Source organism: Rhizobium sp. T1470, assembly GCF_042140505.1.
In the GTDB taxonomy this organism is placed as follows: domain Bacteria; phylum Pseudomonadota; class Alphaproteobacteria; order Rhizobiales; family Rhizobiaceae; genus Rhizobium; species Rhizobium favelukesii.
The window spans coordinates 101,489-122,768 of record NZ_CP148091.1 but is presented as its reverse complement, the minus strand read 5'-3'; the positions used below and the strand labels follow the sequence as shown (position 1 = coordinate 122,768).

General features: G+C 59.2%; 21 protein-coding genes. 14 read left to right on the top strand and 7 right to left on the bottom strand.

Annotated elements, in window-relative coordinates:
• Positions 1–82 precede the first annotated feature (82 nt).
• The 7 genes from obgE to modC all read left to right on the top strand — a co-directional run bounded on the left by obgE (position 83) and on the right by modC (position 7,342).
• On the top strand, positions 83–1,165 hold the full coding sequence (gene obgE, locus WGT02_RS00610; protein ID WP_024313280.1) for a GTPase ObgE: 1,083 nt from the start codon (positions 83–85) through the stop codon (positions 1,163–1,165).
• Positions 1,152–2,321: a glutamate 5-kinase gene (proB, locus tag WGT02_RS00605; RefSeq protein WP_024313281.1), complete on the top strand. Its 1,170-nt coding sequence runs from the start codon at positions 1,152–1,154 to the stop codon at positions 2,319–2,321. Before obgE ends, proB begins: the two co-directional genes overlap by 14 nt.
• On the top strand, positions 2,314–3,597 hold the full coding sequence (locus tag WGT02_RS00600) for a glutamate-5-semialdehyde dehydrogenase (protein WP_024313282.1): 1,284 nt from the start codon (positions 2,314–2,316) through the stop codon (positions 3,595–3,597). The genes proB and WGT02_RS00600 overlap by 8 nt, the downstream gene beginning before the upstream one ends.
• Positions 3,598–3,634: 37 nt before the next feature.
• Positions 3,635–4,228, top strand: a complete 594-nt coding sequence (locus tag WGT02_RS00595) for a nicotinate-nucleotide adenylyltransferase (RefSeq protein ID WP_210363345.1) — start codon at positions 3,635–3,637, stop codon at positions 4,226–4,228.
• A gap of 488 nt (positions 4,229–4,716) precedes the next feature.
• Positions 4,717–5,502 carry a molybdate ABC transporter substrate-binding protein gene (modA, locus tag WGT02_RS00590; protein ID WP_208249441.1) on the top strand — a complete coding sequence of 262 codons (786 nt, stop codon included), beginning with the start codon at positions 4,717–4,719 and terminating at the stop codon, positions 5,500–5,502.
• A 74-nt stretch (positions 5,503–5,576) separates the two neighbouring features.
• The gene (gene modB / locus WGT02_RS00585; RefSeq protein ID WP_024313285.1) at positions 5,577–6,278 is read left to right on the top strand and encodes a molybdate ABC transporter permease subunit; all 702 of its coding nucleotides are present in this window, start codon (positions 5,577–5,579) and stop codon (positions 6,276–6,278) included.
• The gene (modC, locus tag WGT02_RS00580) at positions 6,275–7,342 is read left to right on the top strand and encodes a molybdenum ABC transporter ATP-binding protein (protein WP_024313286.1); all 1,068 of its coding nucleotides are present in this window, start codon (positions 6,275–6,277) and stop codon (positions 7,340–7,342) included. The genes modB and modC overlap by 4 nt, the downstream gene beginning before the upstream one ends.
• On the opposite strand, the gene WGT02_RS00575 is transcribed toward modC, so the two are convergent.
• Positions 7,343–7,702, bottom strand: a complete 360-nt coding sequence (locus WGT02_RS00575; protein WP_024313287.1) for a winged helix-turn-helix domain-containing protein — start codon at positions 7,700–7,702, stop codon at positions 7,343–7,345.
• 204 nt (positions 7,703–7,906) lie between these two features.
• On the opposite strand from WGT02_RS00575, the gene rsfS reads away from it, so the two are divergent.
• The 6 genes from rsfS (at position 7,907) to WGT02_RS00545 (ending at position 13,649) form a co-directional block, all read left to right on the top strand.
• The gene (gene rsfS / locus WGT02_RS00570; RefSeq protein ID WP_007791018.1) at positions 7,907–8,350 is read left to right on the top strand and encodes a ribosome silencing factor; all 444 of its coding nucleotides are present in this window, start codon (positions 7,907–7,909) and stop codon (positions 8,348–8,350) included.
• A 115-nt stretch (positions 8,351–8,465) separates the two neighbouring features.
• The gene (gene rlmH, locus WGT02_RS00565) at positions 8,466–8,948 is read left to right on the top strand and encodes a 23S rRNA (pseudouridine(1915)-N(3))-methyltransferase RlmH (RefSeq protein WP_024313288.1); all 483 of its coding nucleotides are present in this window, start codon (positions 8,466–8,468) and stop codon (positions 8,946–8,948) included.
• A gap of 92 nt (positions 8,949–9,040) precedes the next feature.
• Positions 9,041–10,504 carry a murein hydrolase activator EnvC gene (locus WGT02_RS00560; RefSeq protein ID WP_024313289.1) on the top strand — a complete coding sequence of 488 codons (1,464 nt, stop codon included), beginning with the start codon at positions 9,041–9,043 and terminating at the stop codon, positions 10,502–10,504.
• Positions 10,494–11,816, top strand: a complete 1,323-nt coding sequence (locus WGT02_RS00555) for a S41 family peptidase (protein ID WP_024313290.1) — start codon at positions 10,494–10,496, stop codon at positions 11,814–11,816. The genes WGT02_RS00560 and WGT02_RS00555 overlap by 11 nt, the downstream gene beginning before the upstream one ends.
• A gap of 81 nt (positions 11,817–11,897) precedes the next feature.
• The gene (locus WGT02_RS00550) at positions 11,898–13,103 is read left to right on the top strand and encodes a divergent polysaccharide deacetylase family protein (protein ID WP_024313291.1); all 1,206 of its coding nucleotides are present in this window, start codon (positions 11,898–11,900) and stop codon (positions 13,101–13,103) included.
• A gap of 12 nt (positions 13,104–13,115) precedes the next feature.
• The gene (locus WGT02_RS00545) at positions 13,116–13,649 is read left to right on the top strand and encodes an RNA pyrophosphohydrolase (RefSeq protein ID WP_024313292.1); all 534 of its coding nucleotides are present in this window, start codon (positions 13,116–13,118) and stop codon (positions 13,647–13,649) included.
• A 36-nt stretch (positions 13,650–13,685) separates the two neighbouring features.
• Here the strand turns inward: WGT02_RS00545 and bfr are convergent, their stop codons facing one another.
• The 5 genes from bfr to WGT02_RS00520 are packed head-to-tail and all read right to left on the bottom strand — an operon-like array spanning position 13,686 to position 20,450.
• A complete protein-coding gene (bfr, locus tag WGT02_RS00540) occupies positions 13,686–14,171 on the bottom strand; it encodes a bacterioferritin (RefSeq protein ID WP_024313293.1) in 486 nt (161 codons plus the stop codon).
• A complete protein-coding gene (locus WGT02_RS00535) occupies positions 14,137–14,559 on the bottom strand; it encodes a (2Fe-2S)-binding protein (protein ID WP_082321269.1) in 423 nt (140 codons plus the stop codon). The genes bfr and WGT02_RS00535 overlap by 35 nt, the downstream gene beginning before the upstream one ends.
• Positions 14,560–14,618: 59 nt before the next feature.
• Positions 14,619–18,047: an error-prone DNA polymerase gene (locus tag WGT02_RS00530; protein ID WP_208249443.1), complete on the bottom strand. Its 3,429-nt coding sequence runs from the start codon at positions 18,045–18,047 to the stop codon at positions 14,619–14,621.
• Positions 18,047–19,462, bottom strand: a complete 1,416-nt coding sequence (locus tag WGT02_RS00525; protein ID WP_024313296.1) for a DNA polymerase Y family protein — start codon at positions 19,460–19,462, stop codon at positions 18,047–18,049. The genes WGT02_RS00530 and WGT02_RS00525 overlap by 1 nt, the downstream gene beginning before the upstream one ends.
• 40 nt (positions 19,463–19,502) lie before the next feature.
• Complete coding sequence (locus WGT02_RS00520) at positions 19,503–20,450, bottom strand: ImuA family protein (RefSeq protein WP_024313297.1); 948 nt, start codon at positions 20,448–20,450, stop codon at positions 19,503–19,505.
• A 161-nt stretch (positions 20,451–20,611) separates the two neighbouring features.
• Between WGT02_RS00520 and WGT02_RS00515 the strand changes: the two genes are divergently transcribed.
• The gene (locus tag WGT02_RS00515) at positions 20,612–21,049 is read left to right on the top strand and encodes a metallopeptidase family protein (RefSeq protein ID WP_018855933.1); all 438 of its coding nucleotides are present in this window, start codon (positions 20,612–20,614) and stop codon (positions 21,047–21,049) included.
• Between the two features lie 14 nt (positions 21,050–21,063).
• On the opposite strand, the gene WGT02_RS00510 is transcribed toward WGT02_RS00515, so the two are convergent.
• A complete protein-coding gene (locus WGT02_RS00510; protein ID WP_018855932.1) occupies positions 21,064–21,270 on the bottom strand; it encodes a DUF1737 domain-containing protein in 207 nt (68 codons plus the stop codon).
• Positions 21,271–21,280 lie beyond the last annotated feature (10 nt).

Genomic DNA, 21,280 nt, shown 5'->3' with positions numbered 1-21,280 from the left:
TAACCCTTTGACCTCCGATTGAACCGCCTATATCGAAAGCGGCAAGAGGGGCGATGAGCTGCCACTGGACAATGGAAGTAAAATGAAATTTCTCGACGAAGCAAAGGTCTATATCAAGTCCGGAGACGGCGGCGGGGGCAGTGTCTCCTTCCGGCGCGAGAAGTTCATCGAGTTCGGCGGCCCCGACGGCGGAGACGGCGGACGCGGCGGCGATGTGTGGGTCGAGGCGGTCAATGGTCTCAACACGCTGATCGACTTCCGCTACCAGCAGCACTTCAAGGCTAAAATCGGCACGCACGGTATGGGTAGAAACCGCACCGGCGCCAACGGCGATGATGTCACACTCAAGGTTCCGGTCGGCACGCAGGTTCTCGAAGAGGACCAGGAAACATTGATCTGCGACCTGACGAGAGAGGGGCAACGGTTCCGGATCGCGACGGGCGGCAATGGCGGTTTCGGCAACGCGCATTTCAAGTCGTCGGTCAACCAGGCGCCGGATTGGGCAAATCCGGGTCTGCCCGGCGAAGAAAAGACGGTCTGGCTGCATCTGAAGCTGATTGCTGATGCCGGCCTCGTCGGTTTGCCAAATGCCGGTAAGTCGACCTTTCTTGCAGCTGTAACGCGTGCCCGACCGAAGATCGCCAACTATCCCTTCACGACGCTTCACCCAAACCTCGGCGTGGCCACCATCGACGGGCAGGAGTTTATTCTCGCTGATATTCCCGGGTTGATCGAAGGCGCGCATGAAGGCGTGGGCATTGGCGATCGCTTCCTTGGACACGTCGAGCGCACGCGCGTGCTGCTGCATCTCGTGTCTGCGCAGGAGGAAAAAGTCGGCAAGGCTTATACGACGGTCAAGACGGAGCTCGAAGCCTATGGCAACGACCTGACCGACAAAGCCGAGATCGTTGCGCTTTCGCAGATCGACGTACTGGACGATGCAACACTGAAGAAGAAAACGAAGGAACTTGCCAAGGCTTGCGGCAGGACACCGTTCCAGATTTCGGCGGCGACTGGCAAGGGCATGACCGAAGTGTTGCGTGCCCTGCGGGATATCATCGTCGAGGCGAATGCCGGTGCGGCGGAAAAGCTTGCCAAGGCACCAAAGCTTCGCCACCGCGACATGGTGTCGGATGACGAAGGCGAGGCGAATGACGACGCGTAAGTCGCTTCAGCGCTATCGGCGCGTCGTCATCAAGATTGGCTCGGCTCTCCTCGTCGATCGCAAGACGGGTCTGAAGAAGGCATGGCTGGACGCGATGTGCCGCGATATTGCGGCGCTGAAAGCCAAGGGCGTTGACATCCTCGTCGTTTCCTCGGGCGCGATCGCGCTCGGCCGGTCGGTCCTCGACCTGCCTTCGGGCGCGCTGAAGCTGGAGGAAAGCCAGGCGTCGGCGGCCGTCGGCCAGATCGCCCTGGCGCGTGCCTGGTCAGAAAGCCTGTCGAGGGACGAGATTGTTGCCGGCCAAATTCTCCTGACGCTCGGCGACACCGAAGAGCGCCGCCGCTATCTGAACGCGCGCGCCACCATCAATCAGCTTTTAAAGATCGGTGCCGTGCCGATCATCAACGAGAACGACACCGTTGCCACCAGCGAAATTCGGTACGGTGACAATGATCGTCTGGCTGCGCGTGTCGCGACGATGACCGGCGCCGATCTCTTGATTCTGCTATCCGACATCGATGGTCTCTATACGGCGCCGCCGCATCTCGATCCCCAGGCGGAGTTTCTCGCCACGATCGCTGAGATCACGCCTGAGATCGAAGCCATGGCGGGTGGCGCAGCGTCCGAGCTGTCGCGTGGCGGCATGCGCACCAAGATCGATGCCGGCAAAATCGCCACGACGGCCGGCTGCGCAATGATCATTGCCTCCGGTAAAACGGACAGTCCGCTCTCTGCAATCGAGAGTGGGGCGCGTTCCTCATGGTTTGCGCCGTCAGGCACGCCCGTCACAGCGAGAAAGACCTGGATTGCGGGCCAGCTGCAGCCGGCGGGTGAACTTCACGTCGACGAGGGCGCCGTTGCTGCGCTCGGTGCCGGCAAGAGCTTGCTTCCCGCAGGCGTGCGCAAGGTTGTCGGGCTGTTCAGCCGCGGCGATACGGTGGCGATCGTCGGCCCCCACGGCCGCGAGATCGCCCGAGGGCTTGTCGGCTACGATGCCGAAGAGGCGCGGCAGATCACCGGCCGCAAGTCTGCGGAGATCGAGGCGATTCTCGGATACGCGGGACGCGCGGCGATGATCCATCGCGACGACATGGTGATGACCTCGCAGATCAAATCAAAATCAGAAAGGCAGAAGAAGGACGCAAGCTATGCTTGATACCGTTGCGCAGAGCCCTGACATTGACGTGCTGATGAACGACATCGGCCGCAAGGCAAAGGCCGCGGCGCGACCGTTGGGCTTTGCATCCACCGAGGCGAAGAACAGGGCGTTGAGTGCCATGGCAGATGCGATCCTCGCCGGCAACGATCACATCCTCTCGGAGAATGCCAAGGATCTTAAGGACGTCGCCGGCACTGATATGCTCGAGTCCTTCGTCGATCGTTTGACTTTGACCGAAAAGCGTATCGCCGACATGGCCGAGGGTATCCGCGCGATTGCCGCCCTCAAGGATCCGGTCGGCGAGGTGGTCGCAGCCTGGGAGCGGCCGAATGGCTTGAAGATCGAGCGCGTTCGCACACCGCTCGGCGTCATCGGGGTGATTTTCGAGAGCCGTCCGAACGTGACGGCGGATGCGGGTGCGCTTTGCCTGAAAGCCGGCAATGCAGTCGTTCTGCGTTGTGGTTCGGACTCTCGGCGTTCTTCGCAGGCGATCCATGCCTGCCTCGTACAGGGCTTGAAGGCCGCCGGACTTCCAGACCATGCCATTCAGCTCGTGCCGGTGACCGACAGGGCCGCCGTCGGCGCGATGCTGCGCGGACTGGATGGTGCAATCGACGTTATCGTTCCGCGTGGCGGCAAGAGTCTTGTGGCGCGCGTTCAGAATGAGGCCCGAGTGCCCGTCTTCGCGCACCTCGAGGGGCTTTGCCATATTTATGTGGACGCGTCCGCCGATCTCCGTATGGCGAAGGAGATCGTCGTCAATGCGAAGATGCGGCGCACGGGTATCTGCGGTGCAGTGGAGACGATTCTCGTCGATAGTGCTGCAGCCGATACACATCTTCGTCCGCTGCTGGAAGCCGTGGCGGGAGCCGGTTGCGAGATCCGCGGTTCGGCCGCCGTTGTTCAGGCAATGCCTGGCGTGAAGCCCGCCACGGAGGAAGACTGGTCGACAGAGTATCTGGATGCCATCGTTTCGGTCGCCGTCGTCGATGGCATTTCCGGCGCGATCCAGCATATCCAGACCTACTCCTCCAACCACACCGAGGCCGTGATTGCCGAGGATCCAACCGTGGTGGAGAGGTTCTTCACCGAGGTTGATTCGGCGATCCTGCTGCACAATGCATCGACGCAATTTGCCGATGGCGGTGAGTTCGGAATGGGTGCCGAGATCGGCATCGCGACCGGCAAGATGCACGCTCGCGGCCCTGTGGGCGTCGAGCAGCTGACATCCTTCAAATACCGCGTGCACGGCACCGGACAGACCCGGCCCTGACGTGATCAACGACGAAATCGACCGGCGTTGCTTTAGCATGCCGCATAGCGAGCGGGGCATGGTGGTCGGTCTTTTCGGCGGTTCGTTCAATCCGCCGCATGAGGGACACGCGCTGGTCGCCGAAATCGCAATCAAGCGTCTCGGCCTCGACCAGTTGTGGTGGATGGTCACTCCCGGCAATCCGCTGAAGGATCGGCGGCATCTGCTGCCGCTTGCCGAACGCATCGTTTTGAGCGAGCGGCTTGCCCGACATCCCTCGATCAAGATCACGGCGTTCGAGCGTGATTTCGCGACGAGCTTCACGGCGAACACGTTGGCGCGCGTCAAAGCGCGCAACCCGCATGTCCATTTCATCTGGATCATGGGGGCGGACAGCCTGAAGACTTTCCATCTGTGGCAACGCTGGCAGGACATCGTCAACACATTTCCGATTGCCGTTATCGACCGGCCGGGCTCCACGCTGTCGTTTCTGTCGTCGAAGATGGCGAGGACATTTGATTTCGCTCGCATCGATGAGGACGATTCCCGCGCGCTCTGGAAGCGGCGGGCACCAGCCTGGACGTTCATACACGGTCCTCGATCCGGCCTCAGCTCGACCGCCATCCGCGCCACGAACGGTGCCTTGAAATAAGTTCGATTTTCCGTGAGAGCGCAAATGAAAAGCCCGACGGGGGAGGAGATCCGTCGGGCTTCATAAACTTGATCGACAACTGGGAGGAGGAGTGTTGCCGATCCATATCCAACGGCTTTGGGAGGAGGAGATCGCCGTTCGATGAAAGTGTTGTACCATAGTCCTCGGATTTTTGAAGCGAGTCCATTGCATTGCAGCAATGCGTCATGAGCATAGCTGTAGCTGGAAACCGTTTCCAGTTTGCTCATTTCTTTTGCATTCTCAACGATTTCTGCCGAAGCATCACGATCTCTGCAAGCTTTCCCCTAGAATTTTAGGGTCGCTTTCGCGTTTTCAAGGAGTGGCATTGCTCAGCCTTGCACATCACGAATGCGTGAAGTCGGGGGTTGGCGAGCGACCAGATGGTTATGCTTACGAAAATATAACGCTGGCCAAGTCGCTGGCAACGTTATATTTCTCCGGATATTTCGAAGATTCGGGGAGAGATCATGCGCAGTCGCCGCCAATGGATCAAATTTGCCGCCGCTGCCATTTCGGCAGTCTTCACGGGTGTTGCCGCAACGCCTGCCGCAGCTGCGGAAAAGGTCACTGTTTTTGCGGCGGCCAGCCTGAAGAACGCGCTCGATGAAGCGAACGCCGCGTGGGCAAAGGACGGCGGTAAGGAAGCCGTTGCCTCCTATGCTGCGAGCTCGGCGCTTGCAAAGCAGATCGAAGGCGGCGCGCCTGCCGACATCTTCATCTCCGCCGACCTGGACTGGATGGACTATCTTGCGAAGAAGAGCCTGATCAGGGTCGACGGCCGGTCAAATCTGTTGGGTAACCGGATCGTACTTGTCGCAACCAAGGATCACGCCAAGCCGGTCGAGATCAAAAAGGGTTTTGACCTCGCTGCTCTGCTCGGTGACGGCAAACTCGCGATGGGCGAGGTGAAGTCTGTGCCGGCCGGCAAGTATGGCAAGGCTGCACTCGAAGCGCTTGGCGTGTGGCCCTCGGTTGAGGCCAAGGTCGCCGGTGCCGAGAGCGTTCGTGCCGCGCTCGCCCTGGTATCGCGCGGCGAGGCGCCTTATGGCATCGTGTACCAGACCGACGCCGCCGCCGATACGGGCGTTGCTGTCGTCGGCACGTTCCCGGCGGACTCGCATCCGCCGATCGTTTATCCAATTGCCATTCTCTCCGAGAGCAAGAACCCGGATGCTAGGGCTTACCTGGAATTCCTGAAATCGGAAAAGGCGGCTCATTTTTTTACCGAGCAAGGCTTCACCATCTTGAAATGATTGCGAATTTTCGCATGAAGACATAGCGTGAGAAGGCCCGTCCGACAGGGCCTCCTATTTTTGGAGAAAACAGCTTGGATGCGCTCGGCCTGAGCAATGATGAATGGACGGCGATCTTGCTCAGCCTGCGCGTGTCAGTGGTGGCGATGCTGGCGAGTCTCCCGTTTGGCATCGGGGTCGCCCTTCTGCTCGCGCGCGGGCGGTTTTGGGGTAAGTCGGTTCTCAATGGTGTCGTTCACCTGCCGCTGATCCTGCCCCCTGTCGTCACGGGCTTCATTTTACTGATCCTCTTCGGGCGGCGCGGGCCGATCGGCAGTTTTCTCGATCAGTATTTCGGCATCGTATTATCTTTCCGCTGGACAGGTGCAGCACTTGCCTGCGCGGTCATGGCCTTTCCCTTGATGGTGCGCAGCATCCGGCTTTCGATCGAAGCGGTCGATCGAAAATTGGAGGAGGCAGCCGGCACGCTGGGAGCCAGTCCAATCTGGGTCTTTCTGACGATCACGCTACCCCTGACGCTCCCTGGGATCATTGCCGGCATGGTTCTTTCCTTTGCCAAAGCGATGGGAGAGTTCGGGGCGACGATTACGTTCGTCTCCAACATTCCGGGCGAGACGCAGACGCTTTCGTCCGCGATCTATTCCTTTACGCAGGTGCCGGGCGGTGATGCCGGCGCTTTGCGATTGACCCTCGTCGCCATCGCCATCTCGATGGTCGCGTTGCTTGCCTCGGAATTCCTCTCCCGCATCGCCGGTCGGAGGATCGATCCGGAATGACGCTCGTCGTGAAAGCAAAGCAGCGGCTTGGTGCCTTCGCGCTTGATGCCGCCTTTACGTCGGAGTGCGGTATCACAGCGCTTTTCGGTCGTTCCGGTTCCGGCAAGACGTCTATGATCCGTATCATTGCCGGTTTGGCGCGGCCCGACGATGGACAGGTGATCCTCGACGGCGAGGTCGTCACGGATACCGACCGGCGAATCTTTGTTGCGAAGCATCGCCGCAGGTTCGGTTATGTCTTCCAGGAGGCGCGGCTGTTTCCGCACCTCAGCGTCCGTCACAACCTGTCCTATGGTCGGTGGTTTGCCAAAGCCGCCGGTCCGGCGGAGAGCCTGGATCGAATTGTTGCATTGCTCGGCATCGAAAACTTGCTCGAGCGCAGGCCGGAAAAGCTCTCCGGTGGCGAGAAGCAACGCGTGGCAATTGGCCGGGCGCTGCTCTCTGCTCCGCGTCTGCTATTGATGGACGAGCCGCTGGCGGCTTTGGATGATGCCCGAAAGGCCGAGGTCATGCCCTATCTCGAGCGGCTGCGTGACGAGATGGATATTCCGATCGTCTATGTCAGCCATTCGATCACCGAGGTAGCGCGCCTCGCCAATCAGGTCGTGGTCATGCAGGATGGCAAGGTGGAGGCGGTCGGTTCAGCCTTGGATGTGCTGAGCCATCCGCCCGCCTCGTTCGAACGGCGTGACACTGGTGCTCTCCTCGAAGGTAAAGTGGAAAGCGTCGACGCACAGCATCGCATTGCGACGATTGCCTTAAAATCGGCCCGGCTTCGTGTCCCGGGAGCGATGCTCACACCTGGCAAGGCCGTTCGCGTCCGGATCCCCTCCCGTGATGTCATGCTCGCGATGAGAGAGCCCGAGGCACTAAGCGCGTTGAACATTCTGAAGGGCACTGTTCAGAACATGACGCAGGCTGATGACGCGACGGTCGATGTTCTGATGGATTGTGGCGGGGATATCATTCTTTCCCGGATTACAAGCTTTTCGGCAGAGCGGCTGGGCGTGTGCATCGGGGCGCCGGTCTTCGCCGTCATAAAGACTGTCGCCCTGGAACAATGATCAGCGACTACTGTTGGCCTCCAGCCATGCCAGATCCTCCGCAAGCGTGGACTTCATCATCCGCTCCATCTTTCGAAAGCGGGCAAGGAGTTCATCGCCAAACGGCGTCAGAGCCGCACCCCCTCCCTTCTGCCCACCGCGCTGGGATTCGACTACGGGGTCCCGGAACATCCTGTTCATGTCGCTGACAAGCAACCAGGCGCGACGATAGGACATGTCCATCGCTCTGCCGGCGGCGGAAATCGATCCCGTGTCCCTGATATGTTCGAGCAGCTCCATCTTGCCGCGCCCAAGCCTGTCTTGATGGGGAAAGCTGATGCGGAGAATCGGAGTGAGTGTGTCTGCGGCGGGGCTTTTCATCGGACGGGTCTTTTGTAGTCGGAAACGGAACTTACTTTACGTGCGGTCATAGGGGCTGTACACAGCCGGCGACATGCAGTCCTCCATTCAACAAAGGTTTGTTACTAAGACGGACATTCACGCTTTGTGATTGTGCGCGTCTTGAAACGTTAATGGTTTGGTGCCTATCTTAACTATGATTTGGTCACCAAATCAGTGATGTGCATGTTTTGTCATTCCGAGAAAGGGAAAGCGCTGACAACAGTACACGCCAAGGGAAAAACGCTTGCCGTTGTCCCAAAGAGCCCGGAACGTGGCGCCGATGCTGCCGCCCGCGCCCTGCACGCCGTCCTCACAAGCCTCGAGGACTCTAAGGCTGAAGATATCGTCACCATCGACATCGCTGGAAAATCGGCACTGGGGGACTTCATGGTCGTCGTCTCCGGGCGCTCGAACAGGCATGTCATGGCGATCTCTGACCACCTGCTGACTGATCTCAAAGACGAGGGCCTTGGAAGCGCCCGTGTCGAAGGTCAGGAAGGCGGCGATTGGATCCTGATCGACACCGGCGATGTCATCGTCCATGTCTTCCGTCCTGAGATACGCGAGTTCTACAACATCGAAAAGATGTGGGCCGCGCCTGATATGGACGAGGAAACGGTGCACTAACAGGCTGCCTGGACGCTGCGTCCGGCGCCTGATAGACGGCATTTCATTGGCCGGATGATCGAACCCGGCCAGCGGCACGTGTGTGTCGCCTTATGCCGAACTGCGGGAGCGGATGATGCGTGTTGGTCTTTTTGCAGTGGGGCGGCTGAAGTCCGGCCCGGAGAAAGATCTTGCGGCCCGCTATTTCGATCGCTTTGCCAAGGCCGGCCCCGCGGTTGGCCTCGAATTCTCCCGCGTGGCCGAAGTTGCCGAAAGTCGTGCCTCGAATGCCGATACCCGCAAGCGTGACGAAGCGGCGATGCTGCAAAAGTCGCTGGCCGATGGGAGCGTTCTCATTCTGTTGGACGAGCGGGGCAAGGCATTGGATAGCGAAGGATTTGCCAGCCTCCTTGGAAACTATCGCGATCAGGGAAAGCGCGACCTGACGATTGCTATCGGCGGTGCCGACGGTCTCGATCCGTCGCTATACGACCTTGCCGATGCCACCCTTTGTCTCGGCAAGATGACCTGGCCGCATCAGTTGGTTCGCACGCTGATTGCAGAACAGTTGTACCGAGCCGTTACGATCCTTTCGGGCCATCCATATCATCGCCCCTAGCCGGTGCGGTATGCGCGCATCATCAATCGATCTGGCAAAGCATGCCAAATCAGCTTAATCTCCGCGCGATTTTAAAGGATCTCGCAGCTCGTATGCCGACACGTGCGTTCAAGCAAAAATACGTCATTCTGTCGGCCTTGGCCGCAGGCTTGAGCGTCTCTGTGACGGCAATTGCGAACCGACCCTTCGCCGTCAGCGCCTTCGCGCAGGACGCGTCGAGAGATACCGGACCGCCGGCCTCGACAGCATCCGGGGCGGCTGCTGCGACGACGACCGTGGTGGCACAACCGCCCGCCGATCCGGCGGCCGACCTGGCGAAGAAACGGGACGAGACAAGGGCTCAGCTTGAAGCCTTGTCGAAGACGATTGGCCTCTCGTCCGATAAGGTTGCCGAGCTTCAGAAGAGCATCGCCGATTTGGACAAGAGCACCAGCAGTGTTCGTCAGGCGCTGATCGATTCGGCGACGCGGCGTAAGTCGCTCGAGAAACAGATCCTGGAGAGCGAAAAGAAGCTTGCCAATCTGGGCGTAAAAGAAGATGCGGTTCGGGGGTCGCTGCATGAACGGCGCGGCTTGCTGGCCGAGGTGCTGGGTGCCTTGCAGCGCATGGGGCGTAATCCGCCGCCGGCGCTACTTGTCACGCCTGATGACGCGCTTGCCTCGGTACGGAGCGCAATCCTGCTTGGCGCGGTGGTTCCCGGCATCCGGAAGGAGACCGACAAGCTCGCCGCCGATCTCGCCAACCTTTCTTCGTTGCAGGCTGCAAGCGCTGCCGAGAAGTCCAGCCTCACCGCAACGATGACGAACAGCATCGAGGAGGAGCGCCGCATGGACCTGCTTCTCGCCGAGAACGAAAAGCTGAGCCGCAGCAGCGCCGCGCAACTGGATGCGGAGAGGAAACGCTCGGAAGATCTTGCCAGCAAGGCGACAAGCCTGGAGGGTCTGGTCGCATCGATGGAAACCGAGATCGCATCGGTTCGCGAAGCCGCCGCTGCAGCCCGCCAGGCCGAGGAGAACCGCAAGCTCTTGACCGACGAGCAGCGCGCCCAAGCCAAGGCGCTCGCAGAGAGCGGTGTGCCTGATAAAAACCGCATTGCGCCCGCATATCCCTTCGGAGAATTGAAGGCGAAGCTGGAATTGCCTGTGGCAGGCGATATCCTCCGCCAGTTCGGCGATGCCGACGGAACCGGCCATGAGGCGATGGGAATGACGCTTGCCACCAATCCGGAAACGGTGGTCACCGCTCCCGCTGACGGGCTTGTTGTCTATGCGGGCGCATTCCGCAGCTACGGCCAAATGATCATCCTCGACACCGGCGACGGCTACCACCTCGTCCTCTCCGGAATGGAGACGATCAGCACGCGCCAGGGCAAGTTCGTTTTCTCCGGCGAGCCGCTTGCTGCCATGGGCGCAAAAAGAGTGGCGAGCGCAACAGCATTGGCGCTGGAAACCAACCGTCCAACGCTTTACATTGAATTTCGAAAAGATGGAAAACCGGTCGATTCCCGGCCTTGGTGGACCGCTAAAGACACTGGAAAGGCACGCAATGATTCGTAGGGCTTCTCTTGTTCTGGTCGGCGCATTGATGGGTGCGACCGCGATGAGCGTTATCTATTCGGCGGGTGTTCCTGCGGAAGCGGCTGGAGCCTCCACTTACAAGGAGCTTTCCGTTTTTGGTGACGTCTTTGAGCGCGTGCGCGCGCAGTATGTGACACCGCCGGCCGAGGACAAGCTCATCGAAAATGCCATCAACGGCATGCTTTCATCGCTGGATCCGCATTCGAGCTACATGAATGCCAAGGATGCAGCCGATATGCAGACCCAGACGAAGGGCGAATTCGGCGGCCTCGGCATCGAGGTCACTATGGAAGACGAGCTTGTCAAGGTCATCACCCCGATCGACGACACGCCCGCAGCCAAGGCCGGCGTGCTTGCTGGTGATTACATCTCCGAGATCGATGGTCAGTCGGTCCGCGGCCTGAAGCTGGAAGATGCAGTCGAAAAGATGCGTGGCCCGGTCAACACGCCTATCAAGCTCACTCTGATCCGCAAGGGTGCTGATAAACCGATCGAGTTGACGATCGTTCGCGACGTCGTCGCGGTTCAGGCAGTCAAGTCGCGCGTCGAGGACGATGTCGGCTACCTGCGCGTTATCTCGTTTACGGAAAAGACCTACCCCGATCTTGAAAAAGCGATCGAGAAGATCAAGAAGACGGTTCCAGCCGACAAGCTGAAGGGCTACGTCCTCGACCTGCGTCTGAACCCTGGCGGTCTGCTCGATCAGGCAATCCAGGTATCGGATGCGCTGCTGCAGCGTGGCGAAGTGGTTTCCACCCGTGGCCGCAATGCGGACGAGACCCGCCGCTTCAACGCCGGGCCGGGCGACCTGACCGATGGAAAGCCAGTGATCGTGCTTATCAACGGCGGTTCGGCATCTGCTTCGGAAATCGTTGCCGGTGCGTTGCAGGATCTGCGCCGCGCCACCGTTCTCGGTACGCGCTCGTTCGGCAAGGGGTCGGTTCAGACGATCATCCCACTCGGCGAAAACGGAGCGCTGCGACTGACGACGGCGCTGTACTACACGCCATCGGGCCGCTCGATCCAAGGCACAGGCATCACGCCTGATATCAAGGTTGAGGAGCCCCTTCCGGATGACCTCAAGGGCAAGATGGTCACGGAAGGCGAGTCCAGCCTGCGCGGGCACATCAAGGGTAAGAGCGAGACGGACGAGGGCTCCGGTTCCGTTGCCTATGTTCCTCCGGATCCGAAGGACGACGTCCAGCTCAACTACGCACTTGACCTGCTTCGCGGCAAGAAGACTGATCCGTCCTTCCCGCCCAATCCGGACAAGGCCGTCAGCGCCAAGTAATTGCAATTTTAGGCGTCAGGCCGAATGGTGTATCCGGCCTGACGCCTTTTTGCTGTCCTGATTCTGAAGCGGAAAAGAAGTTTGAATACCGATTTGCACGCACCTCTGGGACAGAATCGCAAGGCCAGGCGCCAGCGGCCCGGCATTCTGCGTACGGGTCGTGTTGTGGCCGGGATTTGCCTCGTCCTGATTGGGGCTTCGTCTCTCTATACGGCGTTTCGCGGCGACGGGTTGAAGCGGGAGGCGCCGTCGGCGCAAGACCAGACGGCCGCGCCACCTTCAGACGCCGCTCCGAACCAGGTGCCGCCGCAATCTCCATCCGCTGCTGCTCCCAATGGCGTGGTGTCTTCCAATCCAAGATCGGGTGCGAATGTAGAGCAGATGGTCGCAGGCGACGGATCTGTCGTCACGAAGTACTCTCCGAGACAACGCGACGGCAATGGCCCGGTGTTGGTCGATGCCTCGCAGGTCGGGCAGGATCCACGGATGGCGGCGATACCGAATGACACCCTTCTGGAAGAGACGCAGTTGGGACGGCTGCCGATCGTCGGGCCGGACGGGCGTCGCCCGATGGACCAGTATGCGCGACCATGGTCCGGTGCGCACGGAACACGCATCGCTATCGTCGTCAGTGGCCTCGGACTTAGCCAGACCGGTACACAGCGGGCCATCCAGCAATTGCCGGAGGAGGTCACGTTCGCGTTTGCCGCCAGCGGCAACAGTTTGCAGCGCTGGATGCAGGAAGCGCGCCGCGGTGGCCACGAGATCCTGCTGCAGGTTCCATTCGAGCCTTTTGATTACCCGGCGAACGATCCCGGACCCGACACGCTTCTGACGTCGAAGTCGGTTGCGAAGAATATTGAAAGCCTGCACCGGGCGATGGGCGAGATCACCAATTATACGGGCATCATGAACTATCAGGGTGGCCGCTTCCTTGCCGACCCGAACGCCATGGAGCCGGTCATGCGAGATATCGGAAAGCGCGGGCTGCTGTTTCTTGACGACGGAACCTCGGCCCAGACCAAGACCGCGGTGATCGCAAAGGGGACGGAGATGCCCTATGCCTTTGCCGATGTACAGCTGGACAAGCAGCTTGACGTGAACGCCATCATCGGGAAGCTGGACGAACTTGAACGCGTCGCAAAGCGCAATGGCCAGGCAATCGGCGTTGCCGCCGCCTTTGATGAGAGCATTGATGCCATCGCGCAATGGACGCAGGAAGCCGCCATGCGAGGAATTGAGATTGTCGGTGTTGCCGCGCTGACCAACGATCCCAAAAGGCCTTGATAGAGAGAGCCGATGAGCAAGCCGATCGCTAAAGCCGAGGACCTTCCGTATCGCCCCTGCGTCGGCGTTATGATCCTCAACCGCCAGGGCCTCGTATGGGCGGGGCGAAGGATTCCGGAAGAGAATTCCGAGTATGATGGATCGCCGCAGCTTTGGCAGATGCCGCAGGGCGGCATGGACAAGGGCGAGGATCCGCTCCAGGCCGCCTACCGCGAACTTTACGAGGAAACAGGGATTCGCACTGTGACGCTGCTCGCGGAAGCCAAGAACTGGATCAACTACGATTTGCCGCCGCAATTGGTCGGCATCGGGCTGAAGGGAAAGTTCCGCGGCCAAACACAGCGCTGGTTCGCGTTCCGTTTCGATGGAGACGAGAGCGAGATCGCGATCAATCCGCCACCTGGGGGCCATGCCGCTGAATTCGATGCCTGGGATTGGAAGCCGATGGAAAGCCTGCCCGGTCTCATCGTGCCCTTCAAACGGGCTGTCTACGAGCAGGTCGTCGATGAGTTCAGGCACCTGGCTGACCTGAGTGCCGCAGAGTGAACGACCGGCGGCCAAGGCTGCCGGTCATTGGCGATCTTATTCGGCCTCGTCGGCGGAGTCGGCGTTGAGCTGGCCGTACTTCGATTCGCCGATCTTGCCGAGCAGATCGAGCTGCGTTTCGAGGAAGTCGATGTGACCTTCCTCGTCGGCCAGAAGCTCCTCGAACAGCTTCATCGAGACATAGTCGCCGGCCTCATGACAGATGTCGCGTGATTTCTTGTAGGCGGTACGCGCATCGTATTCGCCGGCAAGATCGGCTTCCAGAACTTCCTTGACGTTCTGGCCGATGCGAAGCGGTGCAAGGGTCTGGAGGTTGGGATGACCTTCGAGGAAGATGATGCGTGCGACCAGGCGGTCGGCGTGATGCATTTCCTCGATGGATTCCGCCCGTTCCCTCTTGGCAAGCTTGGTATAGCCCCAATCTTCAAGAAGTCGGTAATGGACCCAGTATTGGTTTACGGCGCCGAGTTCGAGAAAGAGGGCCTCGTTAAGCCGCTCGATGACTTTTTTGTCGCCTTTCAATGTCCACTCTCCTGGTTTCTTCATGGAATTTTCTCAGGCGGGACATGAAATCAAATATTTCGTCTTCCGTCGAGTGGTGACGGGCGTGATATTCCTCGGTTGTCTGGATGATAATATCGACCACGTTCGGGAAGCAGCCACAGCAGCGGCCCCGTTTTTCCATGGCGTGGTATACCTTTGCAGGCACGATGAGCTGCCAACAGTCCTGCTCGAGAAGCTCGTTGATGACTTCCCGGATTTCGTGATCAGTTATGTAGTTGCAGCTGCAGACAAGCACGGCGTCATTCCAAACATGACATTCACTATCGTCTTTTCTGCAAAAGAAGACGGCGAGTGTCAAGAAAAAATCGAACCGTGGACTAGACCATTCGTCGCATGTTGCGAAAATGAAAAGGAAGCTCTTCAGGTATGATGCAATCCAGTAGGTCGCAGCTTGATGAGCTGTCCTCAATGAAAATTGCGGCCTTTCGGCATGACTTGAGTTGTTTCTCCAGAAAGGCTGCTTGAAATCAGCCTCTTCTCCATGACTGCCTTTTCAAGTGAGTTTGCGATTTTCCTTTGGCGAGGATCCATTGTCGGATTCAGCGCTTCATCCGAACGATCGCTAACGCCGAATCGACGGGCTTCCTTCTGCAGGATACCAAGCGCATGCGTCATATCCTCGATATGGTCAACGACAGTGTGGATCACGCCGCTCTGGCTCTGAAGCTTGCCATGAATCTTCACGAGCCGTGCTCCCATGACGATCGCGCGGTATCTTTCGAATGCCTTCTTCCAGACAATGGCGTTGGCAACGCCCGTCTCGTCTTCCAATGTCATGAAGATGACGCCCTTGGCCGAGCCCGGTCGCTGACGCACCAAGACCAGGCCGGCGATCGTCACCCTTGTGCCGTTCGGGACGGTGAGAAGATCGACATTCCGAACGACCCCGGCTTTGCGGAATTCATCGCGAAGGAATGAGACGGGGTGGCCCTTCAAGGAGAGCGAGAGATAACGGTAGTCCTCAATGACCTGTTCGCCTGGCAGCATTTCCGGCAGCTGTGTTTCAGGCTCGACCTGCAGGTCGATGTGGCTTACCTGGTCGAACAGAGGGAGCTTTTCGGCAGCACTCTTCGCATCGAGCGCCCGCACAGCCCAGAGTGCCTCCCGCCGCGACAGTCCGATGGATTGAAAGGCATCTGCATCGGCAAGTCGCTCTATATCTGCCTTTTGCAGGCCCGACCGCAGCCAGAGATCGCGGATCGAGGAATAGCCCTTGCCTTTGTTGGCGACCAGCTGCTGCATGTTCGCTTCCGACAGCCCTTTTATCTGCCGAAACCCAAGCCGAACCGCTCGCATTGTCTGGATGACCTCCCGCATGGCGGCATACCGGAAATCAATTGCGCCTTTGTCGAATTCGGCCTCTTCCAGCAGACAATCCCAGTTCGACTCGTTGATATCGACCGGCCTGATCTCAACGCCATGTTCCCGGGCATCCCTGACGAGCTGGGCGGGGGCATAAAAGCCCATCGGCTGCGAATTCAGCATCGCGGCGCAGAAGACGTCGGGATAGTAAGCCTTTACCCAGGACGAGGCGTAGACGAGTAGCGCGAATGAGGCGGCGTGGCTTTCCGGGAAACCGTATTCGCCAAAACCCTTTATCTGATTGAAGCATTGCTGGGCGAAATCGCGCGGGTATTGTTTCTTAACCATGCCCTCAATGAATCGCTTCTCGAAATTGCCGATGGTGCCCGTCCGTTTGAAGGTCGCCATGGCCCGCCTCAGCTGATCGGCTTCGGCCGGCATGAAATCAGCCGCTGTGATCGCGATTTGCATCGCCTGTTCCTGAAAGAGCGGTACGCCAAGCGTTCGCTCCAGGACACTTTCCAACTCCTTGCTTGGATATGCTATTGGGATACCGCGCGCCTTTTCTTCTCTGCGTTTCAGGTATCGGTGGACCATGTCGCCCTGGATGGGGCCGGGCCGAACGATGGCGACCTCGATGACGAGGTCGTAGAATTTTTTGGGCTTCAGGCGCGGTAGCATACTCATCTGCGCCCGGCTCTCGATCTGGAAGACGCCAAGCGTATCGGCCCGGCATATCATCTCGTAGACGGGCTCTTCGTCTTCATGCTTGTCGTTGCCGAGATCGGCAAGCGTCTTCTTGACGTCGTAATGCAGGAGAAGCAGATCGAATGCCCGCTTCAGTGCGGTCAGCATTCCAAGCGCCAGAATGTCGACCTTGAGGATCTTCAGATTGTCGAGGTCATCCTTGTCCCACTCGACCATGTAGCGCCCCGGCATTGCCGTCTTCATGATTGGAACGACTTCATCCAGCCTGTCCCTGGTGATGACGAAGCCTCCGACATGCTGGGTGAGGTGGCGGGGAAAGCCAAGAAGTTCCGATGCGTATTTCAGCACGTTCTTAGTCATGGGGTCGAAAATGTCGAGCCCGGCGGCCTTTGCCTCCCGCTCGGATAGTTTCTCCTCCGACCAACCCCAGACCAGACTGCCAATCGCGGACTGGACGTCCTCCGAAAGGCCAAAGGCTTTCGAGACTTCGCGTCCGGCGGACCGGGTGCGGTAGGTCGTCACCCCTGCCGTCAGGCCGGCATGTTCCTTGCCGTATTTCTCGTAGATATGCTGGACGACCTCTTCGCGCCTCTCGTGTTCAAAATCGACATCGATATCCGGGGGCTCGTCACGATCCATCGACAGAAATCTATCGAAGAGCAGCGTGCTCTTCTCCGGATTGACCTCCGTTATTTCAAGGCAATAGCAAATGACCGAGTTTGCCGCAGAGCCGCGACCCTGGCAGAGGATCTTCTTCTCATGGCGAGCGTGTTGGATGATCCGGTGGACCGTCAGGAAGTATGGTTCATATTGCTTCTGGCGAACGAGGCTCAGTTCGTATTCGATGTTCCGCCGGACTTTCTCCGGTATGCTGCCGGGGAAGCGTTTTGCCGCGCCGGTTTTGGTAAGGCGTTCCAGGGTTTCATAAGGCGTCTCCCCCTCGTCATTCTCGGGGGGATAGTTGTGTTCCAGTTCGTCAAGTGAAAACGAAAGGCTGCCAAAAAACTTTTCCGTGTTGGTTATGGCATGCGAACAGTCTCTGAAGAGCCGCAGGATTTCGTCCCCCTCCTTGAGATAGCGCTCGGCATTCGGCGCGAGATGAAAGCCGGCCTGGGGAATCGGAACGTGTTCCCGGATCGATGTTACGATGTCAGCGAGGGGGCGACGGCTGGCGTCGTGGTAGAGCGGCTGGTTGGTGGCGATCAGCGGGATGCGATTGCGGTCGGCCAGCATGGAGATGGTCGCGAACATGCGCTTGTCGCGGCCGTCGTAGGCGGGGGCGAGCGCCATGTGGAATTTTTTTCGGAAACGCTTTCGGAAGCGTTCCAAGCAGGCTTCGAACGCCGCGTGATTGCCATCATCGGCAATGGACGGATCGGGAACGAGCGCGAGCATCATGTTGTCCCCCCATTCCATCAGATCCGCTTCCGTCAGGATGCACTTTCCCTTTTCGGCTCTTAGGTTGCCAGCGCTCAGCAATCGGCAGAGATGTGCCCAGCCTTTGCGATCCTGCGGATAGGCAAGGATCTCCGGCGTTCCATCCGCGAAGACCAGGCGGACGCCCGGCTGAAAACGGATCGGATCGAGAATGACGTCCTTCTTTTCATGCTCCTCCAGAAGCCCGGCTTTCATTCGCTCGAATTTCTGTTGGATCGCCTTTGACTGGGCATGCGCCCTGACAACGCCTGCAACCGAATTGCGGTCGGCAATGCCAAGTCCTCCAAGCTTCAGAACTGCAGCCTGGACGATCATTTCTTCGGGCTTGGATGCACCCTCCAGAAACGAAAAATTGGTCTTGGCGCCGATCTCGAAGAACGCGGGCATCAGGCAATAACTCCATGCATGTACCAGTTCTGTGTTGCGTCACGCTCATAGTGACCATGCCGATAGATCCAGAAGCGGCGTCCCTGCTCGTCTTCGATACGGAAATAATCCCTATCCCGCGCATCCGACCCATCGAGCCACCATTCCATTGCCAGCCGTTCAGGCCCTTCGCTCTTCAGGACCCGATGCTGCATGCGTCGCCAGCAAAAGCTGGCGGGTGCACCATCGGGGACTTCGACGGCAAAGGCGTCCATTCGTTCCGGCTTGCGCAGCAATCGGATAGGCCGCTCGCTCCTGGCCGGTGGAGGATGTCCTTCCCTGATCTCTGGCGCGGATAGGTGATCGATTACGGGTACGGCAATGACGGCTCTTTCCGGAACGTGGCTTTCCCGCAATTGAAAGGTCTGCAGGCAGTCTTGCCCAAGGCGGGCGGAAACCCGATCCACGAAGGCAGCAAGCGATGCATCCTTTTGTTGGCAAGCTTCGAAGTCGCCTTGCGACGTCACGAAATCTTCGTGGAGGAGCACGTTGAGACGAAGGATTTCGAATCCGTAGCCTGCATCGAAATCATCGTGGATTGCCTGCAGGCGCTCAGCAAAGAGAGCGGCGATACGCTTGGGCTCTCTCAGGGGCTGGGCCGTCCCTGCGGAAATACGGAAAACCTTTCCATCGACGCGGAACAGGACCAGTTCGAAGATACGACCTCCGACGCCACGGGCTTCCAGCGAGGGCTTCAGGGAGACAGCGACCTGACCGGTGAGCGCGAGAATATCGTCTTCGGCTCCGATCGGTTCGATCAGGCGACGTTCGACCGAGAGGCTCGCGACTGGCAGCCGCGGAGATACAGGCTCTTCATCTGTCCCAAGCGCCTGATCGAGCCTCAAGAGCAAGGCTCCTCCGAAGCGGCGGGCAAGCGGGGCGCGTGGTGCGTCCAGCAGGTCGCCCACATATTTGAGCCCCATTTTATTCAGGGCGCCCACGATTTCTTCTTGGAGGCGGAGGGCCGCGACCGGCAAAGAGGCCAGAGCTTGCTCGGCTTCCCCGTGTTCGATGATCCCGCCTGGACCGAAACGGCTGATAGCCCAGGACAATCCCGGCGACGAAGAGACGGCGCCGCGTGCGTCAATCCCCATCTGGAAAAGTCTGGCGAGAATATCCTTGAGAAGTGCCGTCTCGCCGCCGAACAGATGGGCACAGCCGGTGATGTCGAGAAACAGGCCGTCAACCCTGTCGAGCGCGACAAGCGGGGTATAGCGATCACACCAGTCGGCAATCGCTTCCAGGAAGCGTCGGTTGGCGGCCGGGTCGTCCTCAATCACATCGAGCTTGGGGTAGATGGCGCGGGCCTCGGCGACGCCCATACTCTTTCTCAGATTGAGGGCTTCTGCCGCCTCATCCAGCGCCGTCAGCCGCATCGTATTGTTGAGGCGACTGGAACAGACGATTGGCGGCGCCTCAGGACGTCCGCGCGAACGCCAGGAGAGACCCCATTTCTTTCTTGCGATCCGGTCGGTCGGGAGATGCGGAAAATGGAGCGCCAGAATGCGCTGCGCGTTCGTCTGGAAGGCGAGGGTCGGCTGATCGGGAGACGGCAAAAAAACGGCGGTCATGGGGGTTCCACTCCAGCAGAAAGGAGAGGAGAGCCGGATTGCGGCTCTTCTCCAGGGTGAGATGAAAAGCCGGATTGCCGATGCTGCCGCCCAGCATCGTGCCATCCGGCAAGGGGCGCGCCTGTGCCGGCGCGGGTGCTGCAAGGAAGCGGAAACAAGCGCTGCTGGCTTCTTCCTCTCCAGCCTGCCGCAACAGGAAAAGCGGGCGTCTGGATGCCTTTGCCCGCAAACTCAAACGACGGCTCTCCGTCAGGCCGAAGAGCTTCGGGTTGCCCCGGACCTCCAGAATCGTCGCGGCAAAGACGCCGCTTTCGACTGCCGCTTCCGCAAGCCAGAGGGCGTCTTCAAGCTTGCGCGGACTGGCATAGAAGAACAGGTCCGGCTTCAGGCCAAAATCCCGCAGGCCCACGGCGTAGGGCTCTCCCGCCTCCATCGTGGACACCGTGTCGGCAATCCAGAGGACCGGTAGCGAGGCATTTTGGTTGTCTTCGGCCTGACGCTGCAGCGTGGCGGCAAGCGCCAACACAAAGCCGCTGCCGGCACCGGCCTCCCGCAAGAGGTCGGAGCGAACCTCGGTAATTCCATCGAGCGGCAAGCCGCCATCAATCGCCTCGTCGAGCGCGGGGATTTTAAGGGGAAGACGTAAGACACCTTCGTTTTTCGCGGCGAGGCCGCTTTCAGCCAAGGCTTGGCTTTCCGCTGCTGCCAGAGCCGGCGCGGGCTTTCCTTCAAGCTTTGCAATGGTTTCGCGGAGTGCAAAAAGCCGCTCGCGCGCCACGGCCGGCTGTGCCATGACGTTCTCCAACTCTTAAATGTTCCTGTTATGTTCTCATGGATTCCAGAGGCAGATGAAAGAGTCAACAGGCATTTGATGTGAATTTATTCCTGCCATTGATTCCGCTCTCGAAAATCGTGCGCAAAGGTTCTATATGGGCCGCAAAGGAAGGAATATTTATGGCCCGCATAGACCAGAGCGAGGATTGGCGGGACCGCCACGCGCCGACGATCAGCACTTTCGAGTCGTTGGCGATGGAGGCGTATAGCCACCTGCCGGAAGAATTCCGCTCGCTGACCACCAATCTGACGATTGAGATCGAGGATTTCCCAGACGACGACGTGTTCGAGGACATGGCGTTGGAAACGCCATTCGACCTTCTCGGCCTCTTTGAAGGCCGGGGCATCTCGGAGCGTTTCACGATGGAAACCGGCGAACTGCCGAACCGCATCCGCCTCTACCGGCGGCCGATCCTCGACTATTGGGCCGAGAACGACGAGACGCTGGGTGATATCATCACCCATGTCCTCATCCATGAGATCGGCCACCACTTCGGTCTCAGCGACGACGACATGGAGCGGATCGAGGCGAGCGCCGAAGAGGCGGCAGAGCGTTAAGCTGCTCGCCCGCGCTATTGTTCGGACAGCTTCATGTCCGGGTGGTAGTCCTTGCCTTCGACCTCCTTGACGATCGCCTGAGCGCACATCACCTGGCCGGTCTGGGTATTGAAGGTTAGCGACGGCGAGCCGTTCAACGACCAACCCTTGTTGAGGGCGTCGGTCACGCGGTGGCAGAAAGCGGCATCATCCTGGCCGGTCAGAAGGCGATAAAGCTTCATCTAAAGTCGT